Origin of the sequence: Streptacidiphilus melanogenes (assembly GCF_000787835.1) — a bacterium.
GTDB classification, from domain to species: Bacteria; Actinomycetota; Actinomycetes; order Streptomycetales; family Streptomycetaceae; genus Streptacidiphilus; species Streptacidiphilus melanogenes.
The window spans coordinates 42,548-57,097 of the sequence record NZ_BBPP01000012.1; the positions used below are offsets into that span (position 1 = coordinate 42,548).

12 protein-coding genes are annotated in these 14,550 nt (G+C 74.1%); 9 read left to right on the forward strand and 3 right to left on the reverse strand.

Going from position 1 to position 14,550, the window contains the following annotated elements:
* The 3 genes from TR49_RS15795 to TR49_RS15805 form a co-directional block, all read right to left on the reverse strand.
* The coding region (locus TR49_RS15795; protein ID WP_174501581.1) for a transposase at positions 1-661 on the reverse strand (661 nt) is incomplete at its 3' end.
* Between the two features lie 75 nt (positions 662-736).
* Positions 737-2,212: an HlyD family secretion protein gene (locus TR49_RS46405; RefSeq protein WP_042382171.1), complete on the reverse strand. Its 1,476-nt coding sequence runs from the start codon at positions 2,210-2,212 to the stop codon at positions 737-739.
* An 8-nt stretch (positions 2,213-2,220) separates the two neighbouring features.
* A complete protein-coding gene (locus TR49_RS15805; RefSeq protein ID WP_042382174.1) occupies positions 2,221-3,465 on the reverse strand; it encodes an NAD-dependent epimerase/dehydratase family protein in 1,245 nt (414 codons plus the stop codon).
* A 585-nt stretch (positions 3,466-4,050) separates the two neighbouring features.
* Here TR49_RS15805 and TR49_RS15810 point away from each other — a divergent pair.
* The 9 genes from TR49_RS15810 to TR49_RS15850 are packed head-to-tail and all read left to right on the forward strand — an operon-like array spanning position 4,051 to position 14,392.
* Complete coding sequence (locus TR49_RS15810; protein WP_042382352.1) at positions 4,051-4,761, forward strand: phosphoadenylyl-sulfate reductase; 711 nt, start codon at positions 4,051-4,053, stop codon at positions 4,759-4,761.
* Positions 4,761-5,759 carry a sulfate adenylyltransferase subunit CysD gene (cysD, locus tag TR49_RS15815; protein ID WP_084724934.1) on the forward strand — a complete coding sequence of 333 codons (999 nt, stop codon included), beginning with the start codon at positions 4,761-4,763 and terminating at the stop codon, positions 5,757-5,759. Before TR49_RS15810 ends, cysD begins: the two co-directional genes overlap by 1 nt.
* On the forward strand, positions 5,759-7,093 hold the full coding sequence (locus tag TR49_RS15820; RefSeq protein WP_084724935.1) for a sulfate adenylyltransferase subunit 1: 1,335 nt from the start codon (positions 5,759-5,761) through the stop codon (positions 7,091-7,093). Before cysD ends, TR49_RS15820 begins: the two co-directional genes overlap by 1 nt.
* Complete coding sequence (locus TR49_RS15825; protein WP_052434332.1) at positions 7,090-8,193, forward strand: ABC transporter substrate-binding protein; 1,104 nt, start codon at positions 7,090-7,092, stop codon at positions 8,191-8,193. Before TR49_RS15820 ends, TR49_RS15825 begins: the two co-directional genes overlap by 4 nt.
* A 20-nt stretch (positions 8,194-8,213) precedes the next feature.
* The gene (locus tag TR49_RS15830) at positions 8,214-9,077 is read left to right on the forward strand and encodes an ABC transporter ATP-binding protein (protein WP_084724936.1); all 864 of its coding nucleotides are present in this window, start codon (positions 8,214-8,216) and stop codon (positions 9,075-9,077) included.
* Positions 9,064-9,930, forward strand: a complete 867-nt coding sequence (locus TR49_RS15835; RefSeq protein ID WP_042382179.1) for an ABC transporter permease — start codon at positions 9,064-9,066, stop codon at positions 9,928-9,930. Before TR49_RS15830 ends, TR49_RS15835 begins: the two co-directional genes overlap by 14 nt.
* Positions 9,931-9,985: 55 nt before the next feature.
* A complete protein-coding gene (locus TR49_RS15840; protein WP_042382182.1) occupies positions 9,986-11,959 on the forward strand; it encodes a glycosyltransferase family 2 protein in 1,974 nt (657 codons plus the stop codon).
* 11 nt (positions 11,960-11,970) lie between these two features.
* On the forward strand, positions 11,971-12,897 hold the full coding sequence (locus tag TR49_RS15845; RefSeq protein ID WP_152627290.1) for a hypothetical protein: 927 nt from the start codon (positions 11,971-11,973) through the stop codon (positions 12,895-12,897).
* Positions 12,898-12,946: 49 nt separating this feature from the next.
* Positions 12,947-14,392, forward strand: a complete 1,446-nt coding sequence (locus tag TR49_RS15850; RefSeq protein ID WP_042382187.1) for a glycosyl hydrolase family 28-related protein — start codon at positions 12,947-12,949, stop codon at positions 14,390-14,392.
* The last annotated feature ends 158 nt before the right edge of the window (positions 14,393-14,550 follow it).

Sequence of the window (14,550 nt, forward strand, 5' to 3'; positions counted from 1 at the left end):
CGCCGGCCCACCACAGGGCCAGCAGCTCGCGCTTGCCGTCGGCTGCCACGGCGAGGGCAAGGTCGACGAGCCCGCGGCTGTCCGGCACCGCGGCGGTGTCGGCGAAGAGCACGAGGTAGCGGGGTGCGAGCAGGCGGCGCTGCCACAGGCCCAGGCGTCTGGCGATGCGGTCGGCCACGCGTGCGAGCGGCGCCGTCGGCGGGCTGTCGCCGTACAACTCCGCGAGCCTGGCCTCGAATTCGGCGCGAGGCAGCCCGCGGGCGGCGAGTGAGAGCAGCAGCGGCTCCCGGCCGGTGAGGTCCCGGCGGTACTTGGGGAGGATGGCGGGGGAGAAGCTGCCGTTGCGGTCCCTCGGCATGAGCACCTCGACCGGCCCGAACGTCGTCAGGACGGTCTTGGGCCGGTGGCCGTTGTGGGAGTTGACGTCGTCCCGGTTCCGCGAGCGCTCGGCGCCGAGGTGGTGGTCGAGTTCGACCTCGAGGGCGGCTTCGAGGATCAGCCGGGTGAGCTCGCGCAGCGGGGCGCAGCTGCCCAGCACGTCGGTGGCGTCGGCAGGTCCGGCGGCAGGCCCGGCGGGGCGGCCTGCGACGGGGTCGGCGGCGGGGACCGGGCGCCAGGGCTGGGGGGTGGCCGGAACGCGGGCCAGGGGATGGTCGCTCAACGAGCCTCCTCGTGCCGGGCGGACAACGGGTCGGGGGACACAGGGTGGGAAGGGGCGGGCGGGGGCGGTGGGGCGTCACTCCAGGGTGACGTCGACGGACATGCCCGGGAGCACGCCGGACGGGGGGTTGTCGACGGCGATGGTGACGTCGTAGTAGGTGGCGCCGGGTACCCGGGCCGGGTCGAGCCGGATCTGGCTGATGCGGCCGGCGAGGGTCCTTCCCGATGCGGAGAGCGAGAGGCTCGCCCGCTGGCCCACATGGGCGCTGGCCATCTGGGACTCGGGCAGCTGGGCTGTCACCTCCAGCGCGCCGGAGTAGACGGTGACCAGAGGGGAGTAGCCCGGGTTCTCCGCCGCGGAGGCGGAGCCGCCGCCGGTCGCGGGGGTGGGGACGAACAGCTGCACGCCCGGCTGCTGGTCGACCAGGGTGCCGGACTGGGCGGCCGGCCCGGCGTAGGCGTGCACGCCCTGGGGGCCGACGACGTCACCCACCGCCCCGGCGATGTCGGCGACGACGCCGTCGGCGGGGGCGAGGATCGTGGTCTGCTGGAGTGCGAGCTCGTCCGCGGCCAGCTGGGCCTGGGCGGTGGCGAGTTGGGAGCGCGCCTGGGCGATGGTCGCCGCGGTGAGGGGGCTTCCCTGGGCGGCGAGCTGGGCCTGGGCCGCCTGGAGCACGGACTGCCCCTGGGCCAGGGCGCTCTGGTCGTTCTGCTCCTGGGTCTGAGTGCTGGACCGGACGGAACTCAGCTGGGCCTCGGCCTGGGCCAGGGCGGCCGCGTCCCGGTCCACCTGGGCGGCGAGGTTCTGGCACAGGACCGGGTCGTCGGCCCCGCTCGCTCCGGTTGCCGCGTCGGCCCGTGTCGAGGCGCGGCTGGAGGAAGCCGACGGGGAGGCACCCGCGGTTGGCCCGCCCGTCGGTGAAGCGCCGGGGCTCGGGGAGGTGGTGGGGCTGCCGCAGTCCTGTGCGTAGCGGGCCCTGTCGTCGGCGAGGGTGGTCCGGTCGGAGGAGACGGCGGTGGTCTGGGCCGCGATCTGGTCGGCGGCGTCGGTCTGCGCGAGGGTGAGCGCGCCCTGTGCGCTGCTGGCCTCCGACTGGGCCTTGGCGACGGCGAGTTGGTTCTGCGCCGCCTCGTCGGGGGTGGTGTCGGGATGCTGGTCGGCGGCGATCAGGGCGGTGTCGGCGGCGACGGCCGCCCGCGCGGCCTGGAGGTTGGCAGCCGCGACGTCGCTGCGCTGCGTGGCCAGCACCTGTCCGGCCCGCACGTGGTCGCCGGGGTGGACCCGGAGGGTCTGCACGGTCCCGGTCGCGCCGAAGTCGAGGTAGTAGGTGTGGGCGGGGGTGACCTCGCCGCTGAAGCTGACCGGGCGGGAGGCGATGGCGTGGTAGGTGGCGGTGGTGGCGGCGGCCACCGCGAGGGTGACGCCGACCGCCGCCCCCAGCTGCCACAGCGACCGGGGCCTGCGGGCGGGGAGGATCTCTCCCACGCCCGCCTCCCCGTCGGCGAGGGCCGCGTTCATGCCCCGGACGGGACGGGACTTCTTGCCGGGCATCGCCCCGGTCACCTCCTCTCGGACGCCGGTCCCGCGGATGACGGGGCCCGCTCGGGCAGCTCGGTCAGCAGGTCCTCGGCCGTCTCCATGCCCGCCCGCCACACCGACCGCGCGATGATCTTGGTGGGGTCGACCCGGTGGCGGTAGCGGCCGGCGATCTCGCGGCACTCCTCCAGCAGGCCCTCGTTCAGCGTGGTCGGCTCCAGGCCCAGGGCGAGGAACTGGTCGTTGCGGACGTTGAGTTCGTTCTCGTCGGCCTCCTGGCGCGGGTTGGGGAGGTGGGCGACGGGCGCGCCGGTCAGCGAGCCGACGAGCTTGGCCAGGTCGCGCACCCGGTGGCTCTCGGTCACCTGGTTGAAGACCTTGGGCCTGTCGCCGGCCGCGGGCGGGTTCTCCAGGGCGATCTCGATGCAGCGGACCATGTCGCGGACGTGGATGAAGGCGCGGGTCTGGCCGCCGCTGCCGTGGACGGTGAGCGGGTGGCCGATCGCCGCCTGCATCAGGAAGCGGTTCAGCACGGTGCCGTAGTCGCCGTCGTAGTCGAAGCGGTTGACCAGCCGCTCGTCGCGCGCGGTCTGCGGGGTCTGGGTGCCCCAGACGATGCCCTGGTGCAGGTCGGTGATCCGCACCCGGTCGTTGGCGGCGTAGAAGGCGAACATCAGCTGGTCGAGCGTCTTGGTGAGGTGGTAGACGGAGCCGGGGCTGGCGGGGTGCAGGATCTCGCGCTCCACGTCGCCGTCGGGGGTGGGCACCTTGACGGTCAGATAGCCCTCGGGGATGGGCGCCGAGCCCGACCACCCGTAGCCGTAGACGCCCATGGTGCCCAGGTGGACCAGGGCCGCGTCGGTGCCGGACTGCACCAGGGCGGAGAGCAGGTTGTGGGTCGCCCGGACGTTGTTGTCGATCGTGTAGCGCTTGCTGGTGGTCGACCGCATCGAGTACGGGGCCGCGCGCTGCTCGGCGAAGTGGACGATCGCGTCGGGGCGCAGCGCCGGCAGCAGCGCGGTCAGCCGCTCGGGCTCGGCGGCCAGGTCGAGCCGGACGAAGCCGATCTCGCGGCCGGAGACCTGCTGCCACACGCGCAGCCGCTCGCCGATCGGCCGGATCGGGGTGAGCGACTCGACCTCGAGCTCCAGGTCGATGGCCCGGCGGCTGAGGTTGTCGACGACGGTGACCTCGTGCCCGCGGTCCGACAGGTGCAAGGCCGTCGGCCAGCCGCAGAATCCGTCTCCTCCGAGAATGAGGACATGCATGAGCTGGTACCTCCACGGAATTCGGATCGAAAGCGAACTCAAATCATGGAAGAAAAACCGGGGCGGGGGTCCGGGTCGAGCGGCCGTAAAGGAAGGCGGCCGAGCGAAATGCCGTCGCGAGGCGACTCCCTGCGGGGGCGCTGCTGTGTGGCGCCCGGGGCGACAGGGTGGCGAGCGACCCTTCGTACCGGTCAGTACGGACTGTGGCACAAGATCCGTGTCATGTCCAGCACACAGCATTTTCGAAGCCGCTGGTCATCCTGTCACCACTCAATAAGGAGTCATGCCAGCTCGGATGGCCTTTCGCCGACCGGTGACGCAGTGTCACTCCTCGTCGGCTGCCGTGCCAGCCTCCGGCCCGGCCTGCGAGTTTCCGCGCCGACATTCCACACACGGAAATCCGGTGTAGCGCGAGAGGGCGCGATTCCGCCCGGCTCGAAAGAAAGGATTGAGTAAGAACGGTGCCTGTGACATTGCCGTTCCGTCGCGCCCGGGCGGTATCAATTGGGGAGGGAAAGGAGGGTCACCGTGGCTCGAAGTGCCGCCTCGGAAGAGAATTCCGACCCGCTCTCGCTCACCGTCCCGCTGTCCGACGGCGCCAACCTGCGCGCCTTCGCCAACGCCGCCGCGGCACGACTGGAACACGCCGACGCGGCCGACGTCATCTCCTGGGCCCACCGCGCCTTCGGGCCCGGACTGGCCGTCGCCTCCTCGATGGCCGACACCCACTTGGTCCACCTGGCCCAGAGCATCGTGGCCGGCATCGACGTGCTCTTCCTGGACACCGGGTACCACTTCGCCGAGACCATCGGCACCCGCGACGCCGTCGCCGCCACCTACGACGTCAACCTCATCACGCTGACGCCGCACCAGACCGTCGCCGAGCAGGCCCTGGCCTACGGGCCGCACCTGTTCGAGCGCGACCCGGACCGCTGCTGCGCCCTGCGCAAGATCGAGCCGCTGGAACGCGGCCTGCGCCCCTACCGCGCCTGGATCGTCGGCATGCGTCGCGAGGACGCCGCCACCCGGTCCGACCTGCGCGTGGTCGAGTACGACCGGGCCCGCGACATCGTCACCATCGCGCCGCTCGCACGCTGGACCCAAAGGGACGTCGACGCGTACGTGACCCGCCATCAGGTGCTGGTCAACCCGCTGCTCCTCGACGGCTACACCTCCGTCGGCTGCGCCCCCTGCACCAGGCGTCCCCAGCCCGGGGCGGACCCGCGCTCGGGCCGCTGGGCGGGCATCTCCAAGACCGAATGCGGGCTGCGCCGGCAGCCGGGAAGGACCACCTGATGAGCGATCTCACCCGGACCGCGCCCCCGCCGGGCAGCGCGCAGGCGCAAGGCCCCGGATCCCCTCCCGTGGGAGCCGCCGCCACGGACGCGCCGCACCCTCGCTTACGCCTGTCCCACCTCGAAGCCCTGGAGTCCGAGGCCGTCCACATCATCCGCGAGAGCGTCGCGCAGTTCGAACGCCCGGCGCTGCTCTTCTCCGGCGGCAAGGACTCGATGGTCATGCTGCACGTCGCCGTCAAGGCGTTCCACCCCGCACCGCTCCCGTTCGGGCTGCTGCACGTGGACACCGGCCACAACTTCCCCGAGGTGCTCGCCTTCCGCGACCGCGTCGTCGCCGAACACGGCCTGCGGCTGACCGTCGCCCACGTCGAGGCGTACCTCGCCGACGGACGGCTGACCGAACGCGCCGACGGCACCCGCAACCCGCTGCAGACCGTGCCGCTGCTCGACGCCGTCGCCAAGGGCGGCCTCGACGCCCTGTTCGGCGGCGGCCGTCGCGACGAGGAGAAGGCCCGCGCCAAGGAGCGGGTCTTCTCGCTGCGCGACGACTTCGGCGCCTGGGACCCGCGCCGCCAGCGCCCCGAGCTGTGGGGCCTGTACAACGGCCGCCACCGCCCCGGCGAGCACCTCCGGGTCTTCCCGCTGTCCAACTGGACCGAGCTGGACGTGTGGCAGTACATCGCGGCCGAGCAGGTCGAACTGCCGTCCATCTACTACGCCCACGAGCGGGAGGTGTTCCGGCGCGGCGGCATGTGGCTGACCGCCGGGGCCTGGGGCGGGCCCAAGGACGGGGAGAAGGCGGAGCGGCGCACCGTGCGCTACCGCACCGTCGGCGACATGTCCTGCACCGGCGCCGTCGAGTCCGCCGCCGCGACCCCCGAGGAGGTCATCGCGGAGATCGCCGGCTCCCGGATGACCGAGCGCGGCGCCAGCCGCGCCGACGACCGGCTCTCCGAGGCCGCCATGGAGGACCGCAAGCGGGAGGGGTACTTCTGATGGCCCGTCCGCCCCTCCCCGGCCCGTCGGCGGCCACCGGCTCCGGCGGCCGTACCGTCCCTGCCACACTGCTGCGGCTGGCCACCGCAGGATCCGTCGACGACGGCAAGTCCACCCTGGTCGGCCGGCTGCTCCACGACTGCCAGGCGGTGCTGGCCGACCAACTCGCCGCCGTCGCCCGCGCCTCGCGCGAACGCGGCCTCGGCGCGGCCGACCTGGCGCTGCTCACCGACGGCCTGCGCGCCGAACGCGAGCAGGGCATCACCATCGACGTGGCCTACCGCTACTTCGCCACCCCCAGACGCCGGTTCATCCTGGCCGACACGCCCGGCCACGTGCAGTACACCCGCAACATGGTCACCGGCGCGTCGACCGCCGACCTCGCCGTGGTGCTCGTCGACGCCCGCGGCCGGGTGCGCGAGCAGACACGGCGTCACCTCGCCGTCGCCGCGCTGCTGCGGGTCCCGCGCCTGGTCCTCGCCGTCAACAAAATGGACCTCGTCGGCTACGCCGAGCCGGTCTTCGCCGCCGTCGCCCTCGAATGCGCCGCCTACGCCGCCGACCTGGGCGTCACCGACGTCCTGGCCGTTCCGGTCAGCGCCCTGCACGGCGACAACGTCGTGCACCCGTCGGCGTCCATGGACTGGTACAGCGGACCCACGCTGCTCGAACACCTGGAGTCCGTCGAGGTCGACGAGGACCCGCAGGCGCTGCCCGCGCGCTTCCCTGTCCAGTACGTGCTGCGGGCGCCGGAGTCGGGGCCGGACGCCGGATACCGGGGCTACGCCGGACGCCTGGCCGGCGGCGTGCTGCGACGCGGCGACCGCGTCGCCGTCCTGCCCTCCGGGCGGACCACGACCGTCGCCGGCATCGACCGGCTCGACCGGCGCGACGCCGACCTGGCCGTCACCGACCAGTCGGTGACGCTGCGCCTGGCCGACGACCTCGACGTGGGCCGCGGCGACCTGATCGCACCGGTCACCGCCACGCCGCAGGTCGGCCGGGAGTTCACCGCCACCGTCTGCCACCTGGACGCGCGGCCGCTGCGCCCTGGCCAGCACGTCCTGCTGCGGCAGCAGACCGCCGTCGTCCGCGCCGTCGTTCGCTCGCTCGACGCGCGCCTCGACCTCGCCACCCTCGCCGCCGCCCCCGCACCGGACGCGCTGGAGGCCAACGACCTGGGACAGGTCACGGTGGCCACCGCCGAGCCGGTGGCCTTCGACGAGTACCGGGACAACCGCCGCACCGGCGCGTTCCTGCTGGTCGACCCCGCCGACGGCGCGACGCTCACAGCCGGGATGGTCGGCGCCCTCCGCGCGGGAGGCCGGCCGTGACCGGTGCCCGGCGGGACCAGCCCGCCCGCCCCCGACGTCGGTCCGGACGACTACGGCGGCTCCTGCCGGCGCTCCTCCTGCTCCCGCTCCTCGCCGCCCCGTCCGGCTGCGCGACGGGAGCGGCGGCCGCCCCCGGACCGGCGGGCACACTGCGGCTCGGCTACCTCGCCGACATCACCCACGCCACCGCGCTGATCGGCGTCCACGACGGCGTCTACGCCCGCGACCTGGCGCGCACGCGGCTGACCAGCCAGGTGTTCCAGGCCGGACCGGACGAGATGACCGCCCTGCTCGGCGGCCACCTCGACGCCGCCTACGTCGGCCCGTCCTCCGCCCTCAACGCCTACGTCCGCAGCCACGGCCAGGCCCTGCGCATCGTGGCCGGGGCCACCCTCGGCGGAGCGGAGCTCGTCGTCCGCCCCGGCCTCACCAGCCCCTCCCAACTGCGCGGGAAGACCCTCGCCACCCCGCAGCTGGGCAACACCCAGGACGTGGCCCTGCGCTACTGGCTCTCCCAACAGGGCTACCACACCGACCCCAGCGGCTCCGGGGACGTCGCCGTCGTCCCCGAGAGCAACGCCACCACACTCGAGCAGTTCCGCGCCGGACGCATCGACGGGGCCTGGGTGCCCGAGCCCTGGGCCTCGCGCCTGGTCGTCGAAGGCGGCGGACACGTGCTCGTCGACGAACGGTCGCTGTGGCCGGGCGGCCGTTTCGCCACCACCGTCCTGGTCGTGGCCACCTCGTTCCTGACCGCCCACCCGCAGACCGTCACCGCGCTGCTCGCCGCCCAGCTCGACACCGAGGCGTGGATCGCCGCCCACCCGGCGACCGCCCGCACCGATGCGGGGCAGGCCCTCACCGAGCTGACCGGCTCCACCTTGCAATCGGCCGAACTGACCCGCGCCTGGGCCCAGCTGACCCTGGGCCACGACCCCGTCATGGGCGAGCTGCCGACACTGGCTGCCCACGCCGCCGCCGTCGGCTTCGGCGCGGACGGCTCGGTGACCGGCATCTACGCACTGCAGCCCCTCGACGAGCTCCTCGCCGCACGGCCGACCAACGTCGCGAGCGGCCCGAGCGCGACTCCGTCCCCCTGACCGCCCCGGAAGGACCGCCCATGAGCCCACCGCCCCCGACCGCAGCCGGCCTCCCGGCCACCCCACCGGCCCCCGCGCCCCACCTGCTGTCCGACCCGCCGTCCGACCCCGGACGCGACCCGGGAAGCGAGCCGCACGCCGTGCGCCTGACCGGGCTCGGCAAGAGCTTCGCCCGGCCCGGGTCGGCCGAGACGCCCGTGCTGGAAGGGATCGACCTGACCGTGCCCGCGGGCGGCTTCACCTGCCTCATCGGCGCGTCCGGCTGCGGCAAGTCGACCCTGCTGCACCTGATCGCGGGCCTGGCCGAGCCCAGCACCGGGACGGTGGAGGTCGCGGGCGGCCACGCGGCGCTGATGTTCCAGGAGGCCGCCCTCTTCCCCTGGCTCAGCGCCGGGCGCAACATCGAACTCGCGCTGCGCCTGCGCGGCCTGCGCGGCCGCGCCGAACGCCGCGCCGAGGCCGAGCGCCTGCTCACGCTCGTGCGCCTGGACGGGGCCCACAGCAGGCCCGTGCACGAGCTGTCCGGCGGGATGCGCCAACGCGTCGCCCTGGCCCGGGCCCTGGCCCAGCAGAGCAGCGTGCTGCTGATGGACGAGCCCTTCGCCGCACTCGACGCGATCACCCGCGACGTGCTCCACGAGGAGCTCGTCCGGCTGTGGGAGCAGACCGGGTGCGCGGTCGTCTTCGTCACCCACAACGTCCGCGAGGCCGTCCGGCTGGGCCGCGAGGTCGTGCTGCTCTCCTCCCGGCCCGGCCGGATCGCGGGCCGCTGGACCGTGCCCGTCCCGCAGCCGCGCCGGATCGAGGACGCCGAAGTCGCAGGGCTCGCAGCCAAGATCACCGAACGTCTGCGCGAGGAGATCAGCCGCCATGGCCGCGCCTGACACCGTCCTCGTCGAGGCCGGCCTCGACGCCCTGGAGGCCCGGCCCCGCGCCCAGCGCGGGCTCCCGGTCCGGCTGCGCGAGCACGGGTTGCCGCCCCTGCTCGGGCTGGCCCTGGTCCTGGCCGTCTGGCAGGCGGTGTGGGCGGCCGGGATCGAGCCGGACTGGGTGCTGCCCAGCCCGGTCGAGGTCGGCGAGAGTCTGGTCGGCGCGGCCAACCACGGGCAGGTGTGGCCGAGCGTGGGACAGAGCGTGCTGCGCGGCGTCCTCGGCTTCGCCGTGTCCGTCGCCGCCGGGACGGTCCTCGGACTGCTGGTCGGCCGGTTGCGGCCGCTGCGCCTGGCCGTCGGCCCGGTCCTGGCAGGGCTGCAGAACCTCCCCTCGGTGGCCTGGGTGCCCCCGGCGGTCATGTTCTTCGGCGTCACCCCGGCCGCCCTCTACAGCGTGGTCCTGCTGGGAGCGATCCCCTCGATCGCGCTCGGGCTGGTCTCCGGCCTCGACCAGGTGCCGCCGCTGTTCCTGCTGGTCGGCCGCAACCTCGGCGCCCGGCGCCTCGCCTCCGTCCGCCACGTGCTGCTGCCCGCGGCCCTGGCCGGCTACGTGGCGGGCCTCAAGCAGGGCTGGGCCTTCGCCTGGCGCTCGCTGATGGCCGCCGAGATCATCGCCGTCTCACCCGCCCTCGGCCCGGGACTCGGCCGCCTGCTGAAGCAGGCCCAGGACGCGGGCGACATGCGCCTCGCCTTCTGCGCGATCGCCCTGATCCTCGTCGTCGGCATCGTGGTCAACATGCTCGTCTTCACCCCGCTCGAACGCCGCGTGCTGCGCGCCCGCGGCCTGGCCACGCCCACCCGCTGAGGCCCCGCCGTCCGGGCCCCGGCCCCGGACCCGCACCGAAAGGAGCCCCCGGCCGATGCCCAGCACCGCCGGTCGCGACACCCTGGCCGCGCTCGTCCTGGAGGCGCTGCTCCTCCTGCTGGTGACCCGCTGGCCGCTGGCGCGCCGTTTCGACGACAGCGACCGCGGCAGCGGGCGGATCGTCGAACTGCCCTCCGTCAGGCGGCCCTCGGTGCCGCGCGCACTCGCCTTCCTGCTCGTCGCGGCGGCCGTCAGCACGGCCATCGTCGCCCTGAGGCACCCTCAGCTGATGCAGGCCTACCAGTCTCTGGTCGCCGACACCCTCACCGCCACCGCCCGCGACCCCCACCAGGCCCTCGTCTACGCCCGCACCCTGCCGCCGCTGCTGCCCGCCGCCGTCGTCGGCTACCTGGTCACGATGGCCGTCGCGCTGCCCGCCAGCGCGGGGCGACGGCTGATGATCCTCGCGCACGCGCCGCTGTTCGTCGCGCTGTCCGTGCTCGCGGAGTGCTTCACCGCGCTGCTGGGCGCGACCACCGGGATGCCGCTCGCGCCCGCGCCGCTGATCGCGCTGGCGCTCCAGTCCACCCTCGGCTACCTGCTGATCTTCCGCCTCACCTTCACCACCTACAGCCTGCCCGCCGTCACCCCGCTGCCCTCACGGCGACGCGGCCGCGACTGGCACGACAACCTCGTGCTCTCCCTGTGCCTGCTCGCTTCGCTGGGCCTGGTCACCGCGATCGCACTCGCCCTCATCGACCAGGTCGGCGGCCACCCGCTGACGGTGTTCCTGATCCTGGCGAGCCTGCGCTCGGCCGTCACCGACCTCACCTTCGTGCTGCTCACCCTCGTCCGCGCCGTCGGCGGCCGCACCCCGAGGCCCGGCCCGCTGCGGCCCGCTCTCGACGTCATCATCCCCGCCTACAACGAGGCCGCCGGCATCGAGCGGCTGCTGCGCTCCATCGACCGCGCGGCCGAAGGCTACGGCGGGCCGGTGCACGTGGTCCTGTGCGACGACGGCTCCACCGACGACACCCGCGCCCTCGCCGAGGCCGTGGTCGGCGCCTACGAGCACGCCACCGGCGAGGTGATCCAGGGCCGGCACGGCGGCAAGGCCAAGGCGCTGAACCTCGCCCTGGCCCGCTGCACCGCCGACTTCGTGTTCCGCGTCGACGCGGACTGCGCGCTCGACCGCGACACCTTCGCCGGGGCCATCCCGCACTTCCTCGCCGATCCGCGGGTGGGCACCCTCGGCGTCCTGCCGCTGCCCAAGGAGCCGTACTCGACCTGGATCGACCGGATGCGGGCCATGGAGCAGCTGTTCACCTACGGCTTCTGCCTCTCCGCACTGAGCACGGTCGACGGCGTTCCGTGCATCCCCGGCACCTTCTGCGCCTTCCGGCGGCAGGCCGCCGTGGAGCTCGGCGGCTTCGTGCACGGCATGTTCGGCGAGGACGCCGAGTTCACCTGCGCCCTCGGGCGGCTGGGCTGGCGTGCGGTGGTGGCCCCGCAGACGATCTCCTACGAGGACGTGCCGGCGAGCATCGGCCAGCTCCGGGTGCAGCGGTTCCGCTGGGGCCTGGGCGGCATGATGAACTTCAGCCGGTTCACCCCCTTCGGGCAGGGCGCGCCCGGCACCCGCTTCTGGTTCGAGCTGCCGCGCAGCGCCGGCACCCGGCTGACCTCGCCGGTGCACTTCTTCGTGCTGATCCTGGCCTTCGTCTACGGCGTGCTGCAGCCCCAGCCGCAGCACAACATCGCCCGATTCGCCGCGGTGTTCGTCCTCGCGCAGCTCCCCGCCCTGCTGCCCAGGGTGGCGGCGATCTTCTACTACCGGCGCGCCCACCTGCTGGCCTGGCTGCCGCTGTGGCTGCCCTTCTCCTTCCTCAAACGCTTCTTCCAGCTGGAGTCGACGCTCGCCTGCGGGACGCGGCGGGTCCGACCGCCCGGGCCGCTACGGGAGCTCTTCGGTGCCGGACGTCCCGTCGCCGCCGCCGCACCGGCGGCCCGCACCTCGGCCCGAGGATGAGGCGGAACCGGATGCCCGCTCTCTGGACGAACCCCCGTGGACCGGTGCGCGTCGTCCTGGCCGCCGTCCTGCTGCTCGCGCTGACGACCGGCTGCTCGGCCGGCCACGCCCGAGGCCACGCGACCGTGCCGCGCCCGCCGACGGCCTCCGCGCCCGGAGCAGGCGTCGCGACCGGCGGCAGTGGACCGTTCTGGATCGTCAGCGGGCAGACACTGGCGCGTCTGCTCGCCACCGACCGCGCCGCCGCGACCCGTGCCTTCGACTCCCCGCGCACGTATGTGCTGACCGGCACCGGGAGCTGGCAGATCCCCTCCGGCTGGAGCAGCACGCCCACGGCCGACTTCACCAGCTACCGCGACCTGCGTGCCGCGTTCGCAGAAAACCGCGTCGACCCGCGCATCCGCGCTGTGCTCTACGACAACGAGCACTGGGGGATGACACCCGCCGCCGAGCAGGCCGACCCGGCCCGCTACGACCGGCTGGCCGCCCAGCTGACGCACCGCCACCATCTGGTCTTCCTCGCCGCCCCCTCCACCGACCTCGCCTCCGTCCTGCGGCCGGGCTCCAGCGGCGGCAGGGGGACCTTCGGCGCCCTGCTCGACGCCGGCCTGTTCGGACAGCTCGCCCCCTCCGCCGACGTGCTCGACATTCAGAGCCAGGGAGCCGAGGCGGACCCCGCGAAGTTCGCCGCCTTCGTCCGCGCCGCCGCCGCGCAGGCCCGCAGCGCCAACCCGGACATCCGCGTGCTGGCCGGGATCAGCACCAACCCTTCCGGCCAGGCGGTTAGCGCTGCCGCGATCACGCGCGCCGCCCAGGCCGTCCGCGGCGACGTCGACGGCTTCTGGCTCAACGACCCGGCGGCCGGGGCCGCCTGCCCCCGATGCACCGGCCCGCTCCCGCAGACCGCCCTTACCGTCGCACGCGCCGTCGACGGCTGACCGCACGAAAGGCCCGTCCGGCTCTTGGCCCCCACGAAAGGACCCCGCGATGCCCTGGACGCCGCTCGACACGGGTGAAGAAGACGCGCCCGCCGCCCGTGCCCCCGCGCTGACGCGCCGCCGCAGCCTCGCCCTCGGCGCGGTCGGCGCCGGACTGGGTCTCGGTCTCACCGCCACCCGCGCCACACCGGCCAGAGCCGCGGCGGCAGCCACAGCCGCTGCTCCGCTCGCGACGCCGCAGGCCGGGTCGGGGGTCGCGGACCCCACCGTGTTCGACGTGACGGCCTATGGCGCGCGGGGCGACGGACACACCGACGACACCCGCGCCATCCAGAAGGCGCTCACCGCCGCCGGAGCGGTCCCGGGCTCCGAGGTCTGGTTCCCGCCCGCGCCGGGCGGCTGCTACCGCACCACCGGCGTCGTCGTCCCCGGCGGCGTGGCCGCGCTGACCGGCCGCAGCACGCTCAAGGACTCCGACGCCCCCGCCGTCGCCACCCTGACCGGCTCGGTCCTCGCGCCCCTCGACACCGCAACCACCGGCCTGCTGAGCGTCGGCGTCAGCGGCGACGGCGCCTTCGTCGCCGCCAATCCGCACGGTCTGACCGTCGACGGCCTCGGCTTCCTCGGCACCGCACCGGGCGGGGGAGCGGTGGTGGGCATGTGGGGCGCGACCGTCATCGACACCTCCGACGTCACTTTCGTCAACTGCCGGGACCTGTACTGCGGCTCACCGGGCTTCAGCGGCTACCCCGGCGGCGGCGACCCGGACGGCACGGGAGGCTTCCTGCGCTTCCTGTCGTCCGGGACCGACAACTGGTTCGCCGTCAACGGACGCGTGCTGTTCTGCTCCTCCTACGGCGCGGGCACCTTCGTCCTGGCCGACGGCCTCTCCACGGCCCACCCCGGCGGGGGCAGCACCGACGGCAGGGTCAGCGGCTGCCAGGTCAACGGCCACAACCACGCCGTCCAGCTCGGCCCCACCCTGGCGGGCGCGGGCGGTTGGTCCGTCACCGACTGCCACTTCTCCTCCGCCGAGGGGGCGAGCCACATCACCTACGGCCTCGCCGGCACACCGTGGACCCTGCGTGTCGAGGGCTGCTACTTCGACCTGTGCGCGGACGCCCACATCGACTGCCACGGGCGCGGCCTCCAGGCAGTCGGGAACTACTTCCGCGCGCTCGGCGGGAAGGCCGCCATCTCGTTCGGCGAGTCCCTCGCCACCGCCGGGCGCGACCCGGCCGCGCTGCTCACCGGCAACGTCCTCGACCTCGACGGCTCGACCACGACAGCCTGCTTCGCGCACTTCTGCGGCTTCACCGCCGACGTGCTCGCCGCGCACGGCGGTGGTCAGTACGCAGGGAACCTGGTCCACAACCACGGCGCGCCGATGCCCAAGAGCTGGGTCGGGCAGTTCATGGACAGCGCCAGGAACCCGGTGACCGGCGCCGCGACGGCCCAACTCGACCTCGCCGAAGGCCCGGTCCTCTCGGCCTGACCCGTACGCGCCCACCGGACGCCGCCCTTCGGACCGCGCCCGGTCTCCACCCGACAGATCTCCACACGACAGCCCGGTGGAACCACACCCCTGCGCGTTGTCACCCCCGAACCGCCTTGCTACGTTTCCGAAGCCACCCCGACAGGGGGTGGCAACCG